The organism is Methylogaea oryzae, assembly GCF_019669985.1.
GTDB classification, from domain to species: domain Bacteria; phylum Pseudomonadota; class Gammaproteobacteria; order Methylococcales; family Methylococcaceae; genus Methylogaea; species Methylogaea oryzae.
This window is the reverse complement of the sequence record NZ_AP019782.1, coordinates 1,128,539-1,145,566: the sequence shown is the minus strand read 5'-3', so window position 1 is coordinate 1,145,566 and position 17,028 is coordinate 1,128,539. Positions and strand designations below refer to the sequence as shown.

Here is a 17,028-nt window from a genome sequence, read left to right as displayed (position 1 = left end):
GGCTCACGCCGGCAGAAACAAAGCCGCCGCCGCTTCCGGCCGGCAGGGGAAATACAAGTGCAGGTAACTGGCCCGCACGGCGCCGCAACGGTAAAAAGCCTCGCCCGGCCCCGCACCGCGCAGCGGTTCGCCGTGGGCCGCCGGCGCCAGCGGCGTCGCCAGGGTGGAATAATGGAAAGTGTGGCCGCGCAGCTCGCCCTCGGCCAATCGCAGGGATTGATAACCCAAGGCCGCCAACCGCCGGCCGACCGCGGCCCGGCCCGGAAACACGCCGGCCATGGCGGCCTCCCGCCCCTCCCCGTCGGCTAAAGACTCCAACAGATACAGCAAGCCGCCGCATTCCGCATAGACCGGCTTGCCGGCCGCCGCATGCTCGCGCAGCGCGGCCTTCATGGCGCTATTGCCCGCCAGGGTTTGCAGATGCAGTTCGGGATAGCCGCCGGGCAGGTAAACCGCATCGGCGTCCGGCAGGCTTGAATCGTTCAGCGGCGAGAAAAACGCCGGTTCCGCACCCAAGGCGCGCAAACAATCCAGGTTGGCGGGATAAAGAAAGGCGAAAGCGGCGTCCCGCGCCACGGCGATACGGACGCCGCGCAGCAAGGCCGGCGGCTGCGCCGAGCCGCCGGAAGAAAAATCCACCGGCAACGCCGCCTCGGCCAAACCGGTCTTGCCGACGGCTTCGGCCGCCTCGTCCAGCAATTCGTCCAGGCCGGCCAGTTCGGCCGCCTGCACCAAGCCCAAATGGCGGCTGGGCAGTTGCCACCGAGGTTGACGCGGAAAACCGCCCAGATAGGCGATGCCATCGGGCATACCCTCCTTGACCATGGCCTCGTGGCGCGGACTGGCGACGCCGTTGGCCAGCGCGCCGCGAAACGTCAATTCGGGCCGGTAACGGGCCAAACCCAAGGCGACGGCCCCGAAACTCTGCCCCATGCCGGCGGCGTCGATCACCGCCGCCACCGGCAAGCCGAAGGCGGCGGCCAAATCGGCGCTGGAACAAGGGCCGTCGAATAACCCCATCACGCCTTCCAGCAGGATCACGTCGGCCTCGGCCGCCGCTTCGTACAGCAACGCTCGGCAATGCCCCATGCCGCCCATCCAGCCGTCCAGGTTGTAGACGGTTGCGCCGCTGGCCCGCTCCAGGATCATGGGATCGAGAAAATCCGGCCCGGCCTTGAACACCCTGACGCGCAAGCCCTGGTTGCGCCAATGACGCGCCAGGGCCGCCGCCACCAGGGTCTTGCCCTGGTTGGAGGCCGGCGCGCTCAGGCACAGGGCGCGGCAGCGCCTGGTCAAAACTCCACCCCCGGCTGGGCCTTGACGCCCTGCTCGCGGAACGGGTGCTTGAGGGCGCGCATCTCGCTCACCAAATCGGCCTGCTCGATCAAGGCCGGCGGCGCGTTGCGGCCGGTGCAGACCACGTGCAGCATGGGACGGCGGGCGGCGAAAACGGCCAGCACCTCATCCAAATCCAGATAACCGTAGTGCAGCACCACGTTGATCTCGTCCAGGATGACCATGGCATAGGAAGGGTCGGCCATCATGCGCATGGCCTCGGCCCAGCCTTGGGCGGCGGTGGCCGTGTCGCGCTCGCGGCTCTGGGTGTTCCAGGTGTAGCCCTCGCCCACCACGCGGAAATCGCAGCCCGGCTGCTGTTCGAACAAGCGTCGCTCGGCGCTGTCCAGGGCGCCCTTGATGAACTGCACGATGCCCAGCCTGCCGCCGTGGCCCAGCACCCTGAGGCCCATGCCGAAGGCCGCCGTGGTCTTGCCCTTGCCGGGGCCGGTGTTGACGATGAGCAGGCCTTTTTCTTTCTGCGCCGCCGCCACTTTGCGCTCGAAGCCCTCTTTATGGCGCTGGGCGCGGCGCTGGTGCTCTTCCTGCTCGTTCAGCGCCATGGGGTCCCCGTTATCTCGCTCAAGGTTTGCGCCAAACGGCTGCGGCTCAGGTGGTGGCCGATGCACACCAGCTCCGAGTGCCGCACCGGCTCGGCTTCCGCCGCCGGCTGCACCGCCACCCGCTCGCGCACGCCCTGCGCCAGCCAGGGCCGGGCGTCGCCCTCCACCGCCACATAGCCTTTCACCCGCAGCAGCTGCTCGCTACGCGCCGATTGGGCCAACGCCTCGGCCAAACGCCCCGGCTGCTGCGGCGCCTCGGAACGCAACACGAAGGACAGCCAGCCGGGGTCTTGCTCGTGGAAATGCTGGTGGGTGGCGAGACCGTGGGCGTGGTTGCCCAGGCCGGAATGGCTGTGGCCGTCCAGCCGGCGTTGATCGGCCAGCACCGACAGCCCCAAGCCGGCCACCGGCAGGAAGACGGGCCCGTGGGCCTCGCTACGCGCCTCATGCAATCGCAGGCCCAAGGCCACCCGCGCGTCCAGCTGGGCGCCGTAGGCCGGCTCGATGAAGCGCAAGGCCGGCGCGCGTCGGCGCAAGCGGCTTTCGGCCGCCAGCAGCGCATCCTCGGACAAGTCGTCGATTTTGTTCAGCACCACCACGTCGCCCGCCGCCAACTGTCGGTCGAACACCTCCAGCACCGGATCGCCCTCCGCTTCCAAGTCCCGCTCCAGCAGCCAAGGCGTATCCACCACCGCCAGCACCGAGTCCAGCACAAAATCCGCCGCCAAGGCCTCGCTTTGCAAGGCTTCCATCACCGCCGTGGGCAGCGCCAAGCCGGAAGTTTCGATCAGCACCTGGTCCAACTGGCCGCGCCGCCGGGCGATGGCCTGCATGGTGGGCAAAAAGCGGCTGTCGCCCGCGTAAGCGATAAAGCCCTGGGCGAAATCGTGGAACTCGATGGCTTCGCCGGCCTGCCCCGCCTGGCGGGCAAGTATGCCGTCCACCGGCACCTCGCCGAACTCGTTGACCAGCACCGCATAACGCCGCCCGCCGCGCTGGCGGATTAGGTGATTAAGCAAGGTGGTTTTGCCGGCACCGAGAAAGCCGGTGAAAACAGTAACGGGGATACGGGTCATGGCTGCAAAGGGAAAAGGGCGGAGGGGCGTATTCGCGACGCTACTTTACTACGCTGGACGAAAACCGGCACCTGCCGGCCGACGCGTCATCATGGCAGTTCGCCGCCATACGGATCACCTCGCCGAACATCCGCGACTCGGGCGAGAAGGCCGTGCGCGGGCACGCGCGAACTGCTCGTCCATCCCTACCCTTGCATCGTGACTTATCGAATCCTGATTATGAAGAAAGCTATGCCAACCTAGATACACCGTCACCCCGGCAGGGAATGCCGGGATCCATGGCCAGGGAGGGCACAGGCTCGCGTACGAAGTGGGCGCCATCCATGGCCCTGGATTCCGGCAGTCCATGCCGGAATGACGACTTCCACGCAGCCCATATGCGAACTGAGGATTTTTGACAATCAAGGATCGAATTGCAGCCGACGAAGTACAAATATTGGCGGTGGTCCATTCCTCCCGCCGCTGGCCTGAAGATTTCGGCGCCTAACCCGTCGAGGAATCGCCGGCGACCGGCGATTCCTAGAACGCAGCAGCTTAGAAAAGCCCGGTAATCCGCCCGTTGTCGTCGATGTCGATGTGCTCGGCGGCGGGGACTTTCGGCAGGCCGGGCATGGTCATCATGTCGCCGGCGATGGCGACGATGAAGCCGGCGCCGTTGGCCAGGCGCACTTCGCGGATGTGCACGGTGTGGCCGGTGGGGGCACCCTTGGCGTTGGGGTCGGTGGAGAAGGACATCTGCGTCTTGGCCATGCAGATGGGATAGTGGCCGTATTCGTCGTTCCAGGCCGCCAGTTGCGATTTCACCTTGGGATCGGCGGTGACGGCGCCGGCGCCGTAAATCTTGGTGGCGATGGCTTCGATCTTTTGCCACAGGCTCAGGTCTTCGCCGTAGACGAAGCTGTGCTTGCCGGGCTGGTTGTCGACAATGCCGGACACCACGCGAGCCAGCTCCTCGGCGCCCTGGCCGCCTTGCGCCCAGTGCTTGGCGACCACCGCCTGCACGCCCAGCTCCTGGCACTTCTTCTGCAGCAGGGCGATTTCCGCGTCCGTGTCGAAAGTGAAGTGGTTGATGGACACCACGCAAGGCAGGCCGTAGTGCTCCCGGATGTTGTGGACATGCCTTTCCAGGTTGGCTAGGCCCTGCTCCAGCGCCGCCAGGTTTTCCTGGTTCAAGTCTTCCTTCTTCACGCCGCCGTGGAACTTCAGCGCCCGTACCGTCGCCACCAGAACCACCGCCGCCGGGTTGAGGCCGGCCATGCGGCACTTGATGTCGAGGAACTTCTCCGCCCCCAGGTCGGCGCCGAAACCGGCTTCCGTCACCACGTAGTCGGCCAGTTTCAAAGCCGTCTTGGTGGCCGTCACCGTATTGCAGCCGTGGGCGATGTTGGCGAAAGGACCGCCGTGGATGATGGCGATGTTGTTTTCCAGGGTCTGCACCAGGTTGGGCTTGATGGCGTCCTTCAACAGCGCCGCCATGGCGCCGTGAGCCTTCAGGTCGCGGGCATAGATGGGCGTCTTGCCGTCGGCCTTGTAACCGATGACGATGCGGCCCAGGCGCTCCTTCAGGTCTTTCAAATCGGTGGCCAAGCACAGGATGGCCATCACTTCCGACGCCACCACGATGTCGTAGCCGTCCTCGCGGACATAGCCGTTGCCGGGGCCGCCCATGCCGATGACGACTTTGCGCAGGGCGCGGTCATTCATATCCACCACCCGTTTCCATTGGATGCGGCGCGGATCGATGTGCAGCGGGTTGCCCTGGGTAATGTGGTTGTCGATCAGCGCCGCCAGCAGGTTGTGCGCCACGCCGATGGCGTGGAAGTCGCCGGTGAAGTGCAGGTTGATGTCCTCCATGGGCACTACCTGGGCGTAACCGCCGCCAGCCGCGCCGCCCTTTACGCCGAAGCACGGCCCCAGGGACGGTTCGCGCAGGCACATGACGGCTTTCTTGCCGATACGGTTCAGGGCGTCGCCCAAGCCCACGGTGGTGGTGGTCTTACCCTCGCCGGCCGGCGTCGGGCTGATGGCGGTCACCAGGATCAGCTTGCCGTCCGGCTTATCGCCCAAGGAGTTGACGTAATCCAGGCACAGCTTGGCCTTGTAGTGGCCGTAAGGGTCCAAATGCTGGCGATCCACCCCCAGTTTCTGCTCGGCCAAATCCATGATCGGCAGCATGGTGGCTTTCTGGGCGATTTCGATGTCGGACATAGAGGTTCCTTTGCTGGAAAAATCTTGATGATGGGATTCGGGCGGCCGGCGGGAAGCATCCCTGAAATAGGCCGAAAAGTGACGGCATGATAACAAGACGGGGCCGCCAAACAAATGGACCGAGGCGTTCGAAACAGCCCTTCTCGCCTTCCGTGCGCTTCGTCTCGGCATCGGCGCAACATCCGTTTCTATAATGCCCAGACACCACTATGCTGCGAGGTTTGTCATGCGCACCCTATATTCGCCAATTATCGCCATTGCCTTGACCGCGGCGCTCGCCTTCGCCGTGCAGCCCGCCGCCGCCGATCCGCCGGACTGGGCGCCGGCCTACGGTAAACGCGACAAGCAGGACTATGACGACGACGGTTACGAAAAACGCGGCAAGCGTCATGGGCGCCGCCGGGGAGACGACGACGATTACGACCAGGCCCGCCGCGGCGGGTCGCAACGAGGCTACTGGGACGGCTACGACTCCCGCTACAACAGCCGCTACGGCGGCGACAACTACGGCGTCAGCGGCGGCACTTGCAACCACGCGCGACTCAGCGGCTACCTGGGCGGCGGCAATGCCGGCCAAGCCTTGGGCAACGCCATCGGCAATGCCATGGGCCAGCAGGGCAACCCGCTGGTGGGCGCGATCGCCGGCGCGGTCATCAACCAGATGTTGGGCAACACGGTGGGCCAAGCCATGGATCCGGGCGACCGCTCCTGCTTCAGCCAAGCGCTGGAATACGGTTACGACCAACGCCCCGTCACCTGGTTCAACCAGGCCAGCAACAGCCAGTACCGGGTCGTCCCCTTGCGCAGCTACAGAAGCCCGGCGGGCAACTGGTGCCGGGAGTTCAGCTACCAGCTGACGCAGGGCGGCGCGCTGTTGAGCAACGTCACCCAAACCGCCTGCCGCATGGCGGACGGGTCGTGGCAGTAAACAGGGAAGCTTTGCTTAAATGATGCAGCTCGGCGGCCTGGGCAGGCCGCCGATTTTGCAGGCGAGGCGCAAGGGGCCGTTGGGGAAAAGGCCGTAGAGATAACGGCTGTTGCCCTTGTCCGGCCCCAGCGTTTTTTCCACCGCCTTGGTGAACTGCCGATTGTTGGGCAGGTGCTGATATTCCCGGTAGTAGGCGCGCATAAAATGGATGATCTCCCAGTGGGCGCCGGTCAAGAACACCCCTTCGGAAGCGGCGATGAACTCCGCCACCCGCTCGTCCCAATCCGACTGGTAAACCAGATAACCGCCATGCCTAACGGCCACTTTGCGATTGCCGACGACGATCAGGTCCATGACAACACCTGGGCGTGCTCCGCCGCCATCCGCACGAAACCGGCGTAGTCCACCGTTTCCACGCCGGCCAAGCGCTCGGCTTGGTCCAGTCCCCGCGCCGCCAAATCCGCTTCCAGCGCGTATACCCGGCGCCCCGCCAACAACGCGGCCGCTTCCCCCTGCGCCGCCACCGCGTAAACGCCGTCCTCGATCAGCAACAGGCTGTCGTCCTCGCCCAAGCGCGCCAAGCATTGGCGCAAGGCCGGCGCGGCCATGGGACTGCGATTGACGATGTGTAAAACGGCCATGGGCTTACAAGCTCAGCAATACGTCGCAGTCGCGCAGCAAGGACGGCACCTGGCCGCGCGGCACGAGGGCCACGGGGATCAGCAAATCCTCCTCGCGCAAGCCGCGCTCCTGCAAAGACTCCCGCTCAACCAGGGGCGGGGTCTCCACGTCGTACAGCGCCAAGCTGCGGAACAACGCCGCCGGATTGCGGCCGGCGGCGGTCTGCTGCCCTGCTTTGAGCTGCCAGACGCCGTCGTCCAAAAACAGCAGCCGCACCGACTGGTCGAAAGCGGCCGCCGTGAGCGCCGCATCCAGCGCTTCCTGCGCTTGCTGGCCGCCCATGGGCGTGCGCCGCAGCAAAAACAAAAATCGTTTGCCCGTCATATTTCAACCGTGAAAAACGATGACCCGGTCCGCCGCCAAACAGGCGTCCATCCATAGCCCCAGGCCGGCCACGCGGAACCCGTCCGCCACGGCGGGAAAAGCCTCCATGTCCTCGCCCTGCTCGCCCAGCACGCCGCGCCGTTCCGCCGCCGCGCTGCATACCGCCAAATCCACGCCGTGGTCCCGCGCCAAATCGCGCCATAGTTGCGGCAATTGAATTTCATCGGCAGGCGGAACGGCGTCCCTGACGGCGTTATAGACCCCGTCGCCGTGGAAAAACACCCGCAGCACCTGGTGGCCCTGCTCCACCGCGGCCATGGCGAAGCGGCACGCGCTTAACGCGCCTTGCGAACGATAAGGACTGCCGTTGACCATCAGTGCGAATTTCATGGCGGCTATTATAGAACGACTCCCGCCGGCGCTTGTCGGCCCCGGACCTCATCAAGGCGAGTTGTGCGACGGATTGCCCATGCGGCGTCGATGGCCCTGTTACACTATGCCATCCCGAACTTTACCCTCGGCCGAAGGTCGTAGCGCGTATGCCTTGCTTGAAAATCCCCCGCCGCCCGCTCCGCCGTTTGGTGTTGCCGTTGATACTGATACTCGCCGCGCCGGCTGGCATGAGCGACAGTATCCAATTGCCCGACATCGGCGATTCCACCGGCACCCTGTTCACGCCCGAGCAAGAACGGGAGTTCGGCGAAATGTTTCTGCGCCAAGTGCGCAGCCAAGCCACCATCGACGACGACCCGGAAATTTCCGACTATATCCAAACCATCGGCCAGAAGCTGGCGGCGAACAGCGACAACCCGCGCCAGAGCTTCAATTTCTTCGTCGTGGCCGATCCCAATATCAACGCTTTCGCCGGCCCCGGCGGGCAAATCGGCGTTAATTCCGGGCTGATCCTAATGGCCGACGAGGAAAGCGAGTTGGCCTCCGTGCTGGCGCACGAAATCGCCCACGTCACCCAGCGCCACCTTTACCAGTCGCTGGAAGCCAGCAAGCGGTTGAGCATCCCTTCCGCCGCCGCCATGCTGGGCGCCATTCTGCTGGGCACCAAATCGCCCCAGGCCGGACAGGCGGCGCTGGTCGCCCTGCAAGCCGGCGCAACGCAGTTCCAGATCAACTTCACCCGGGACAACGAACAAGAAGCGGACAGCGTCGGCATGCAAACCCTGTCGCGCTCGGAGTTCGACCCTCGCGCCATGCCATCTTTCTTCGAAAAACTGCAGCAATCCAACCGCTATGAGGGGCGCAACCTGCCGGAATTCCTGCGCACCCACCCCGTGACCGTGTCCCGTATTTCCGAAACCCGCGCCCGCGCCGAAGTATTCCCCTATAAGCAATACCCGGATACCGCCGCCTTCCAAATCATCCGCACCAAGCTGCGCGCCCACACCATCAACGACACCGGCGAGGCGACGCAATATTTCAAGGCCGTGCTAAAGCAAGGCACGGAGCAGCAGCAAGACATCGCCCGCTACGGCTTGGCCCTCGTTCAAATCAAGCAGAACAAAACCGCCGAAGCCCGCGACACCCTAACCAAGCTGGTGCGCAAATATCCGGAGCAATCCCACTTCATCAACGCCCTGGCCCAGGCCGAAATCGCCGCCGGCCGCTACAACGAGGCATTGGCCTTGTTCGACCAAGCTTTGACCCGCTTCCCGGAAAACCGGTCCTTGCTGCTGGAAGCCAGCCAAGCGCAGCTGCTGGCCGGAAAGCCGGAACGGACGCGCAAGCTGCTGACGGATTATTTGCGCCACGCCAAAGCGACGCCGGAAATCAACCAAATGCTGGCCGAGGCCTACACCAAGCTGGGCAACGAAGCGGAAGGCCATCGCTACATGGCGGAATACTACTACCACGCCGGCCACAACCGGGCCGCGATTCTGCAGCTGAAACTGGCGCTGCAAGCCGCCAAAGGCAACTTCTACCTCTCCACCATGATCGACCAGCGGCTCGGCGAGCTGATGGAAGAAGAGAGGGCGAAGCGGGAAGAGGACCGCTACTAAGCTAAGCGGCCGGCGGAACCGTTTTCCCGTTCCGCCGGCTGAACAAGCGGCTGGAATCACTCCAGCCCGACCACGCCCCGCTCCACTTCGCCGTGCTTTCGCAGTTGGCGCTTGAGTATCTTGCCCGTGGCGTTCTTGGGCAGCTCCGGCAACACCACCACTTTGCGGGGAATTTCGTGGCGGCCCAGGCGTTCCTTGCACCAGTTGCGAACTTCGGCGCCGCTCAGGTTGCTTTCCTCGTGCAGCGACACGTACGCCACGGGAATTTCCCCGTGCAAATCGTGCAGTTCTCCCACCACGGCCGCTTCCCGCACCCCGGCCAAGCTGTAGAGGGCGTCCTCGATGACGCGAGGATAAACGTTCATGCCGTTGACGATGATCATGTCCTTTTTCCGGTCGACGATGGCGAAATAGCCGTCTTCGTCTTCCGTCCCCAAATCGCCGGTGAGGAACCAACCGTCGTGGAACGACTCCGCGGTGGCCTCCGGCAAGCGCCAATACCCTTTCATCACGTTGGGGCCGCGCACGGCGATCTCGCCCACTTCGCCCAGGGGCAGCGGCTCGCCCGCCTCGTCCACGATGCGCATTTCCACCATGGGCACCGGCAATCCCACCGTCCCCGGCTTGACCAAACCGCCGATAGGATTGACGCAGGTTACCGGCGAGCATTCGGTGGGACCGTCGCCTTCGTAGATCGTCACGCCGAAACGCTCGGCGAATCCCCGCAGCACCTCCACCGGCAAGGCGGCGCCGCCGGACACGCACAGGCGCAAGCCGCTGACCACGGACGCCAGTTCGTCCTTGATGCGCAGCAACACGCTGTACATGCTGGGCACGCCCAGGAATACCGTGGCCTTGGCGGCCGCCATGGTTTTCACCACGGTGTCGGGCTCGAACCGGGCCACCGGCGCGAAAGCGCAACCGCACACCAGCGGCGTCAGCATGCCCACCGTGGCGGCGAAAGCGTGGAACATGGGCAGCACCAGCAGCACCACGTCCTCCCCGGCGCGCCAATCGAGGGCCTGCCGCACGCTGGCGGTGTTGGCCGCCAGGTTGCGGTGGGTGAGCATGGCGCCCTTGGGATGGCCGGTGGTGCCGGAGGTGTAGAGGATGACGGCCAAATCCTCGCCGGTATCGAACACGGGGTCAGGCACGGGCCCTTCATTGGCCAGGAAAGCGCCCCAGCCTTCCGGGCCGGAGCGATCGTCCACGGCAACGAAAAATTCCAGCCCCGCCACAGCTCCCCGCGCGTAATCGGCCATGTCCTGGAACGGACCGTGGTAGATAAGGCCTTTGGCGCCGGAGTCGTTCAGCATGTAAGCCACTTCGGCCGGGCTGTACAACAGGTTCAACGGCACCACCACCGCCCCCGCCTTGAGGATGCCGGCATAGGCCACGGCGAAATCAGCGCTGTTGGCGCAGTAAAGCCCTACCCGGTCGCCCTTGGCCACACCCTTGGCGGCCAAGCCCGCCGCCGCCCGGTCGGACAGCCGGTCGAAAGCGGCGAAGTCGATGCGCTTGTCGGGAAGGATGACGGCCGGGTGCTGGGGATATTGCTGCGCAGCGGCGCGCAACAACCGGGGTAACGAGGCTTCGATGTCGTGCGGTGCCATTCCATTGCTCTCCTGATTATTTACCCAAGGACTCGCCCCGGGCCAAGCGCGGCAGATTGCCGTCCAATCCCATGGCGTAACGCATTACTTTGTTTTTCGCCGGACCAAAATGCTCCGCCACCTCCAGGCCCAGGTTGCGCAAGAACTTCACCGGCTGGGCCGATACGCCGAACACGCGATAAAACAGGTCCATGCTGGTCATCATCATCAGGTTTTCCGAGCGGCGCATCCGCTCGTATTGGCGCAGCACTTTGTAGCAGCCGATGTCCTTGCCGTAACCCTTGGCCTGCAACAACACTTCCGCCAAAGACGCCGCGTCCAGCAAACCGATGTTGACGCCCTGCCCGGCCAACGGATGGATGGTGTGGGCGGCGTCGCCCACCAGGGCCACGCCCTCGTTCACGTAACGCTGGGCGTGCTGCCGCCGCAGGGGAAAACTGCCTTTGGCGAGAATGCTGTTGATCTTGCCCAAGCCGGGCGGGAAAGCCGCCTCCAGCGCCGCCAGCAACGCGTCGTTGTCCAACGACTGCAAGCGCTTCACTTCCAAGGGGGCTTCGTACCAAACCAAGGACGCGTGGTTGCCGGGCATGGGCAGGAACGCCTGCGGACCGTGGACGGTAAAGCGTTGCCAAGTGATGTCCTGCTGCGGGTAATCGGTTTCCACCGACAACACCAGGGCGTGCTGCTCGTAATCCCAGCCGCTCACGCCGAGCCCCGCCGCCTGCCGTACCGCCGAACGGGCGCCGTCCGCCGCCACCAGCAGCCGGCCTTCCAGCACGACGCCGTCATTCAGTTCGATGCGGCTGCCTTCCGGCCGATAATCCATACGCTTGATTTTGGCCGGGCACAGCAAGGTGACGTTGTCGAAGGCGGGCAGGCGTTCCAGCAACGCCAACTGCACCAGGCGGTTTTCGACGATGTAGCCGAGATAATTCTCGTCGATCTCTTCGGCCTTGAACTCCACCTCGCCGGAGGACTCCCACACCCGCATACGGGCGTAAGGGCAATAACGCATTTCCGTGATGCGCTGCCAAGCGCCGGCCATGTTCAGGATGTTGCGCGACGCCATGCTGAAGGCCGAGACGCGCAGGTCCTGCGGCTGTTCCGGGGAATAGGGCTGCGGCGGAGCCTCCTCGATCACGGCCACCCGCAAGGCCGAATTGCCCAGGCTGCACGCCAGGGCCGCCCCCACCATGCCGCCGCCGACGATGACGACATCAAATTGCTCGTTCATGTGTACCTCAAGGCCCTAGTGTCTGCTCAGAAAACGGCCCCGAGGCCAGGAAACAAGGCGGAATTTTACCGCCCCGGCGGCGTCAAGCCAAAAGGAAAGGCCGATCCGGTGAATCACTCCGCCGCCCACTGCACCCAGCCGAAATAGGAGGTGGCCAGCACCAGGACGCCGAACAAGACGCGGTACCAGGCGAACAGGGTGAAGTCGTGGCCGCCGATATAACGCAGCAGTCCTTTTACCGCTGCGAAGGCACTGACGAAAGCGGCGGCAAAGCCGATGCCGAACAAAGGCAGATCGTCCAGGGACAACAGCTCGCGGTGCTTGAACACATCGTAGGCCGTAGCGGCGAACAGCGTCGGAATCGCCAGGAAAAAGGAAAACTCCGTGGCCGCCTTGCGCGACAAGCCGAACAACAAGCCGCCGATGATGGTGGCGCCGGAGCGGGACGTTCCGGGGATCAGCGCCAACGTCTGCGCCAGGCCGACCTTGAGGGCGTCCTGCCAGGTCATGGCGTCCACCTCTTGCACGCGGATACGGTGCTCGCGCCTTTCCGCCCACCAGATGACGATGCCGCCGACGATAAAGGCACTGGCCACCGTCGTGGCGTTGAACAAATGGGCTTTCACCGCCTTGCCGAAAGCCAGGCCGAACACCGCTGCCGGCATGAAGGCCACCAGCAGGTTGAACACGAAGCGCCGGGCGGCCGGATCGCCGCGCAAGCCGCCGACCACCGTGCCGATCTTGCGGCGATATTCCCAGCACACCGCCAGGATGGCGCCGGTCTGGATGGCGATTTCGAACAGCTTGCCTTTTTCGCTATTGAAGCCCAGCAACTCGCCCACCAGGATCAAATGGCCGGTGCTGGAGATGGGCAGGAATTCGGTGAGTCCTTCGACGATGCCGAGGATGAGGGCATCGATGAATTGGGTCGCGTCCATAGAAAAACCGTGGCTCAAAACCACGGCATTATACTGGGGTCTACGGCCGGCTTAGCCTAAGGCTTGCTCGATGCGTTTGCACAAAGTCTTCAACACTTTGATTCGGGCGAAATATTTGTCGTTGGCCTCCACCAGGGTCCAAGGCGCGTAACGGGTGCTGGTGCGTTCCACCATATCGCACACGGCCGCCTCATAAGCGCCCCATTTTTCGCGATTGCGCCAATCTTCCTCGGTCAGCTTGAACTGCTTGAAGGCGATTTGCTCGCGTTCCTTGAAGCGCTTGAGCTGCTCGTCCGGACTGATGCTGAGCCAGAACTTGACCACCACCGCCTTGTTGCGGGAGAGCTGCTCTTCGAAGTCGACGATTTCGCTGTAAGCGCGCATCCAGTCGTATTCCGAGCAATACCCCTCGACCCGCTCCACCAGCACGCGCCCATACCAAGACCGATCGAAGATGACGAAACGGCCGTGAGCCGGAACGTGGCGCCAGAAACGCCACAAATAGGGCTGCGCCCGCTCCTCTTCGGTCGGCGCGGCGATGGGAATGATCTGGTAGCGGCGCGCGTCCAAAGCACCGGTAACGCGGCGGATGGCGCCGCCTTTACCGGCGGCGTCGTTGCCTTCGAACACCGCCATCACCGAAATGTTCTTGAACCCCGCCTCGCGGGTCAGCATATTGAGACGGCCCTGATATTTTTCCAACTGCGCTTCGTAGCTTTTCTTCGACAGTGCCTGGCTTAAATCCAGGGTTTTGAGAATGTGCAAATTGTCGATGGCGGGAACCAGTGGCGGCGCCAAATTGCGCCGCGGCGGCGTGGCGTCGTCCAGGAAAGCTCGCACCGCCTGCAGGATGCTTTTACCCACGGTGAGACTGCGGTAGCGATGGTCGTTGCCCTCCACCACCAGCCAGGGCGCCTCGGCGGTGCTGGTGTGGCGCAGCGCCCGCTCGGAAGCCTTGCGGAACTTGTCGTACAACTCGAAACGCTCCCAATCCTCCGGCGTCACCCGCCATTTCGTGGCGGAATTCGCTTCCAGCGCCTTCAGCCGCTTGAGCTGCTGTTTTTTGGACAAATGCATCCAAAATTTAAGGATCAAAGCCCCTTCATCCGTCAGCATTTTTTCGAAGCGCACCACTTCTTCCATGTGCTGGTCCAGCTCGGCCCCCTTAGACTTGCCCAACACCTTGTCGACGATAGGCTTGGTGTACCAGGAACCGAACAGTATGCCGATCTTGCCTTTGGGCGGCAGCACTCGCCAGAAGCGCCACATGAGGGGCCGCTGCAACTCCTCCGGGGAAGGCTCGCCCAATCCGTGGGTCTGGATATGGCGCGGGTCCATCCACTCGTTCAGCAGATTGACGGTTTCGCTCTTGCCCGCGCCGTCCACCCCTCCCACCAGAATCACCACAGGGAATTTGGCCCGGGCGATCAGCTCGTACTGCGCCTGAAGCAAGGCTTCCCGCAAAATCGGCACCTCCGCCTCGAAGGTTGCCTTGTCGATTTTGTGGCCCAATTCGGCAGACTCGAACATTACCGGTCCTTACTGTGGTTACGCAAAGCCGATTACTTGGCGCAATCGATTTTGAGGGAATTGATATTGTGGTGGAAATCCAGCTCCCCCAGATGGTGATGCTTCTGTCCAGGCCCGAAGCTGACTTCGTCGCCGCTGTCCGAGGGTTTTTCGCCCCAGTTTCTTAATGCGTCGGGGTGATTGGGATTGGCGGTCGGCTGATCGCGAAAGCTCTCCTTGCGGTAAGCTTGAATGACGGCTTTCGGGCCGACGGCAAGACTGTCGATCCGGTTGCTCCAATCCGCCCCCGCCACGCTGCGGAGGTTGGGCAACTGCGCCGGGCCTTCGATACGGGCGTGTTCGCCCTTGAAACCGATCTCGGAATAGATATCCAGCCAACAATCGCCGGCGATGGCGATCCCCGACTGTCCGACGATGGCGACGGCGGTCAAGCCACCCCAGAACCAATGCGTTCTAGCCATGACACCCTCCTGAAAGGCGAGGAAACTTCCGGCTTTGAGTGTAGCAGAGGGCGGGCGAAAGACGCGGCGCTAGCAAAGGCCGCGCGCGATGGCTTCAGTGATGGTGATCCTCGGCGCCATCGTCATGCTCGTGCGCATGATCATGGTCGTGGTCGTGGGGGGGAACCGCCACGCCATGCACGCCGACCCCGTGACCATACACCATCAAACCGCCCAAATCGGCCCCATGGGCCATCACCAGCACCATGACGCCGGCAAGCGCCAAGTGCAGCGTCGTGCCGACCATCGACCATCGCTCGCCCTGAAAGCGCCGCCATAGGGACAACAGCAAGGCCATGCCCAACACCACCAAACCGTGTTTACCATGGCTGAGCATGATCCCATGGACATCCCCGCCGTGGGAGACCGACTGCGCGGCTTGTACGCCCAAAACCACGGCCACGGCGGCGAAGCATGTTCCCAAATACAGCAAACCGCCGGCCATTCGCCTCCAAGCGGCGTTGCGCAGCGCAGCCCCCGCCACGTCCAGCAACAGATAACAGGTCAATAAAGCAATGGGGAAATGCACCAACAGCGGATGCCAGTTGGGCATGGAGGCTAGGCCGGGAAAACTTTCTAGCAACAAATCACCCATGGAAGGCCTCCTCGACGGCAAATATTGAACAACAGCGAACGACAACGAAAACAGCCCGGAGCAACGGCGCCATCGCGTCCGGGCGCGCGCCCAGCCCCACACAGTCCTTACGCAATTACCGTAAGGAGCCACCGAAACAAGATCGGTCGCCTAAAACGAAAAATGGTTCCCGCCCCAGCGGGGCGGAAACCATTTTCTACAGCGGACGCGGACGGGCCGGCTAGCGCACCCGCCTGACGGGATTAACGACGGCCGCCGCCGCCGAAACCGCCACCACCGCCGCCGAAGTCGCGACGACCGCCGCCACCGCCGTTACCGGAACGGAAGCCGCCTTCGCGGCGCGGGCGTTCCTCGCGGGGACGGGCTTCGTTCACCGTGAGGGAACGGCCATTGAAGTCTTTGTTATGGAACATTTCGATCGCCTTTTCGGCGTCGGCGCGATCGGTCATTTCGACGAAGGCGAAACCACGCGAACGGTTGGTCATTTTGTCCATAACCACTTCGCATGCACTCACGCTACCGGCTTGGGAAAACAGGTCGAGCAGTTCATTGCTGGTTGCGGTGAACGGCAGATTGCCTACGAATAGCCTGATGGCCATATACTAACGTCCTTTGCTGCGGTAGCGTGTTTCAGTGACTGTTCCCGCCCTCCGGGTTTCTGAATGTGGCCGCCAACTCATCATGCCGCCCGACAATCTACCAGACTCACTGTAACCTAAATCTCTGCAAGCGGACCAATTGTAGTCAAAGTCGGAGAGCTTCGGCAACTGCTTATCACCGCCTAAAAAATGGCTAAGGCAGCCATACGCTGAAGCATCCGCCGGAGTCGATTCCGTCGTTGGTGATGGCGATGTGACCGGCCTTGTCACGGTTTTTATGCAGCCCCGCCACCAGCCTAGCGAAGTACAATCCCAACCCGGTGCTGCCGTTTTGAAAATCGACCGGAGGCAAGCCCTCGCGACCATCGGCCAGCATGTGCGGCGGATATCCGGGACCGTCGTCGGCGATGGACAGCACCAGCCCGCCGTCCCGCTCCTGCCCGATGATGCGCAACCGGCCGCGAGCGTATTTATAGGCATTATTAATGACGTTGGTCAAAATGCCCGCCACCATCTCCCGGTCGAAAAACCACACCAAACCGGAATCGCACACGACTTCCGCGGCGATCTGCTTGTGCTCCAGCATCAATTGGTGAACCTGCATTTGCTCCATCAGGAATTCCGTCACGTCGACTTCGGCAATGTTGGGCGAAAACCGCGCCTGGCTGCTCCGATAAATCCCCAATAACTGCATCATATCGTTACCGATGCGCTGCCCCTCGTAACGCAGCTTCACCATTCGGCCGTAACGGGGGTCTTCGTCCGACGTTTCCTCGACCACTTCATCCAGCATGCCGAGAAAAATACACAGGGAATTTTTCATGTCGTGCAGGGAACTCGCCAACACGGTAGCGAAATCGAGAACCTCGGGGGCGCTGTTTGACTTATCCAT

At 63.2% G+C, this 17,028-nt stretch carries 18 protein-coding genes; 2 read left to right on the top strand and 16 right to left on the bottom strand.

The window, feature by feature from the left end; translation table 11 throughout:
* Nucleotides 1-3: 3 nt before the first annotated feature.
* The 4 genes from K5607_RS05550 to K5607_RS05535 form a co-directional block, all read right to left on the bottom strand.
* Complete coding sequence (locus K5607_RS05550) at nt 4-1,296, bottom strand: cobyrinic acid a,c-diamide synthase CobB (RefSeq protein WP_221048447.1); 1,293 nt, start codon at nt 1,294-1,296, stop codon at nt 4-6.
* Nucleotides 1,293-1,898: a cob(I)yrinic acid a,c-diamide adenosyltransferase gene (gene cobO / locus K5607_RS05545; protein ID WP_221048446.1), complete on the bottom strand. Its 606-nt coding sequence runs from the start codon at nt 1,896-1,898 to the stop codon at nt 1,293-1,295. Before cobO ends, K5607_RS05550 begins: the two co-directional genes overlap by 4 nt.
* Nucleotides 1,889-2,974, bottom strand: coding sequence for a CobW family GTP-binding protein (locus tag K5607_RS05540; protein WP_221048445.1), 1,086 nt, complete (start codon nt 2,972-2,974; stop codon nt 1,889-1,891). The genes cobO and K5607_RS05540 overlap by 10 nt, the downstream gene beginning before the upstream one ends.
* Nucleotides 2,975-3,508: 534 nt before the next feature.
* Nucleotides 3,509-5,182 (bottom strand): formate--tetrahydrofolate ligase, encoded by a 1,674-nt coding sequence (locus K5607_RS05535; RefSeq protein ID WP_221048444.1) that lies wholly within the window; start codon nt 5,180-5,182, stop codon nt 3,509-3,511.
* A 262-nt stretch (nt 5,183-5,444) separates the two neighbouring features.
* Here K5607_RS05535 and K5607_RS05530 point away from each other — a divergent pair, with 262 nt between their 5' ends.
* Entirely contained in the window at nt 5,445-6,110 is a 666-nt protein-coding gene (locus tag K5607_RS05530) for a hypothetical protein (RefSeq protein WP_221048443.1), read from the top strand.
* A 15-nt stretch (nt 6,111-6,125) separates the two neighbouring features.
* On the opposite strand, the gene K5607_RS05525 is transcribed toward K5607_RS05530, so the two are convergent.
* Genes K5607_RS05525 through tusD form a run of 4 tightly spaced genes read right to left on the bottom strand, consistent with a single transcriptional unit; the run spans nt 6,126 to nt 7,505 of the window.
* Complete coding sequence (locus K5607_RS05525; RefSeq protein ID WP_054773523.1) at nt 6,126-6,464, bottom strand: TusE/DsrC/DsvC family sulfur relay protein; 339 nt, start codon at nt 6,462-6,464, stop codon at nt 6,126-6,128.
* Nucleotides 6,455-6,751 carry a sulfurtransferase complex subunit TusB gene (gene tusB, locus K5607_RS05520; RefSeq protein WP_054773524.1) on the bottom strand — a complete coding sequence of 99 codons (297 nt, stop codon included), beginning with the start codon at nt 6,749-6,751 and terminating at the stop codon, nt 6,455-6,457. Before tusB ends, K5607_RS05525 begins: the two co-directional genes overlap by 10 nt.
* A 4-nt stretch (nt 6,752-6,755) precedes the next feature.
* Nucleotides 6,756-7,115 carry a sulfurtransferase complex subunit TusC gene (tusC, locus tag K5607_RS05515; RefSeq protein WP_054773525.1) on the bottom strand — a complete coding sequence of 120 codons (360 nt, stop codon included), beginning with the start codon at nt 7,113-7,115 and terminating at the stop codon, nt 6,756-6,758.
* A gap of 3 nt (nt 7,116-7,118) precedes the next feature.
* Nucleotides 7,119-7,505: a sulfurtransferase complex subunit TusD gene (gene tusD / locus K5607_RS05510; protein WP_054773526.1), complete on the bottom strand. Its 387-nt coding sequence runs from the start codon at nt 7,503-7,505 to the stop codon at nt 7,119-7,121.
* Nucleotides 7,506-7,654: 149 nt separating this feature from the next.
* On the opposite strand from tusD, the gene K5607_RS05505 reads away from it, so the two are divergent.
* Entirely contained in the window at nt 7,655-9,127 is a 1,473-nt protein-coding gene (locus tag K5607_RS05505; RefSeq protein WP_221048442.1) for a M48 family metalloprotease, read from the top strand.
* Nucleotides 9,128-9,183: 56 nt separating this feature from the next.
* Here the strand turns inward: K5607_RS05505 and K5607_RS05500 are convergent, their stop codons facing one another.
* The 8 genes from K5607_RS05500 to K5607_RS05465 all read right to left on the bottom strand — a co-directional run bounded on the left by K5607_RS05500 (nt 9,184) and on the right by K5607_RS05465 (nt 17,028).
* Complete coding sequence (locus tag K5607_RS05500) at nt 9,184-10,740, bottom strand: long-chain-fatty-acid--CoA ligase (RefSeq protein WP_246598959.1); 1,557 nt, start codon at nt 10,738-10,740, stop codon at nt 9,184-9,186.
* A 16-nt stretch (nt 10,741-10,756) separates the two neighbouring features.
* The gene (locus K5607_RS05495) at nt 10,757-11,974 is read right to left on the bottom strand and encodes a UbiH/UbiF/VisC/COQ6 family ubiquinone biosynthesis hydroxylase (RefSeq protein ID WP_221048441.1); all 1,218 of its coding nucleotides are present in this window, start codon (nt 11,972-11,974) and stop codon (nt 10,757-10,759) included.
* 113 nt (nt 11,975-12,087) lie between these two features.
* Nucleotides 12,088-12,912, bottom strand: coding sequence for an undecaprenyl-diphosphate phosphatase (locus K5607_RS05490; RefSeq protein WP_221048440.1), 825 nt, complete (start codon nt 12,910-12,912; stop codon nt 12,088-12,090).
* A 51-nt stretch (nt 12,913-12,963) separates the two neighbouring features.
* Nucleotides 12,964-14,442, bottom strand: coding sequence for a polyphosphate:AMP phosphotransferase (pap, locus tag K5607_RS05485; RefSeq protein WP_221048439.1), 1,479 nt, complete (start codon nt 14,440-14,442; stop codon nt 12,964-12,966).
* A gap of 32 nt (nt 14,443-14,474) precedes the next feature.
* Nucleotides 14,475-14,903: a hypothetical protein gene (locus K5607_RS05480; protein ID WP_156302765.1), complete on the bottom strand. Its 429-nt coding sequence runs from the start codon at nt 14,901-14,903 to the stop codon at nt 14,475-14,477.
* 94 nt (nt 14,904-14,997) lie between these two features.
* Nucleotides 14,998-15,537, bottom strand: coding sequence for a DUF2231 domain-containing protein (locus K5607_RS05475; RefSeq protein WP_054774244.1), 540 nt, complete (start codon nt 15,535-15,537; stop codon nt 14,998-15,000).
* Nucleotides 15,538-15,779: 242 nt separating this feature from the next.
* Nucleotides 15,780-16,136: an RNA recognition motif domain-containing protein gene (locus K5607_RS05470; RefSeq protein ID WP_221048438.1), complete on the bottom strand. Its 357-nt coding sequence runs from the start codon at nt 16,134-16,136 to the stop codon at nt 15,780-15,782.
* A gap of 193 nt (nt 16,137-16,329) precedes the next feature.
* Nucleotides 16,330-17,028 carry a sensor histidine kinase gene (locus K5607_RS05465; protein ID WP_054773995.1) on the bottom strand — a complete coding sequence of 233 codons (699 nt, stop codon included), beginning with the start codon at nt 17,026-17,028 and terminating at the stop codon, nt 16,330-16,332.

Coding starts and splice junctions, on each gene's coding strand:
- pap (WP_221048439.1), bottom strand. CDS start 14,442: ATGTTCGAGTCTGCCGAATTGGGCCACAAAATCGACAAGGCAACCTTC.
- K5607_RS05525 (WP_054773523.1), bottom strand. CDS start 6,464: ATGGACCTGATCGTCGTCGGCAATCGCAAAGTGGCCGTTAGGCATGGC.
- K5607_RS05540 (WP_221048445.1), bottom strand. CDS start 2,974: ATGACCCGTATCCCCGTTACTGTTTTCACCGGCTTTCTCGGTGCCGGC.
- K5607_RS05470 (WP_221048438.1), bottom strand. CDS start 16,136: ATGGCCATCAGGCTATTCGTAGGCAATCTGCCGTTCACCGCAACCAGC.
- K5607_RS05475 (WP_054774244.1), bottom strand. CDS start 15,537: ATGGGTGATTTGTTGCTAGAAAGTTTTCCCGGCCTAGCCTCCATGCCC.
- K5607_RS05490 (WP_221048440.1), bottom strand. CDS start 12,912: ATGGACGCGACCCAATTCATCGATGCCCTCATCCTCGGCATCGTCGAA.
- K5607_RS05505 (WP_221048442.1), top strand. CDS start 7,655: ATGCCTTGCTTGAAAATCCCCCGCCGCCCGCTCCGCCGTTTGGTGTTG.
- K5607_RS05500 (WP_246598959.1), bottom strand. CDS start 10,740: ATGGCACCGCACGACATCGAAGCCTCGTTACCCCGGTTGTTGCGCGCC.
- tusD (WP_054773526.1), bottom strand. CDS start 7,505: ATGAAATTCGCACTGATGGTCAACGGCAGTCCTTATCGTTCGCAAGGC.
- tusB (WP_054773524.1), bottom strand. CDS start 6,751: ATGGCCGTTTTACACATCGTCAATCGCAGTCCCATGGCCGCGCCGGCC.
- cobO (WP_221048446.1), bottom strand. CDS start 1,898: ATGGCGCTGAACGAGCAGGAAGAGCACCAGCGCCGCGCCCAGCGCCAT.
- K5607_RS05480 (WP_156302765.1), bottom strand. CDS start 14,903: ATGGCTAGAACGCATTGGTTCTGGGGTGGCTTGACCGCCGTCGCCATC.
- K5607_RS05535 (WP_221048444.1), bottom strand. CDS start 5,182: ATGTCCGACATCGAAATCGCCCAGAAAGCCACCATGCTGCCGATCATG.
- K5607_RS05495 (WP_221048441.1), bottom strand. CDS start 11,974: ATGAACGAGCAATTTGATGTCGTCATCGTCGGCGGCGGCATGGTGGGG.
- tusC (WP_054773525.1), bottom strand. CDS start 7,115: ATGACGGGCAAACGATTTTTGTTTTTGCTGCGGCGCACGCCCATGGGC.
- K5607_RS05465 (WP_054773995.1), bottom strand. CDS start 17,028: ATGGATAAGTCAAACAGCGCCCCCGAGGTTCTCGATTTCGCTACCGTG.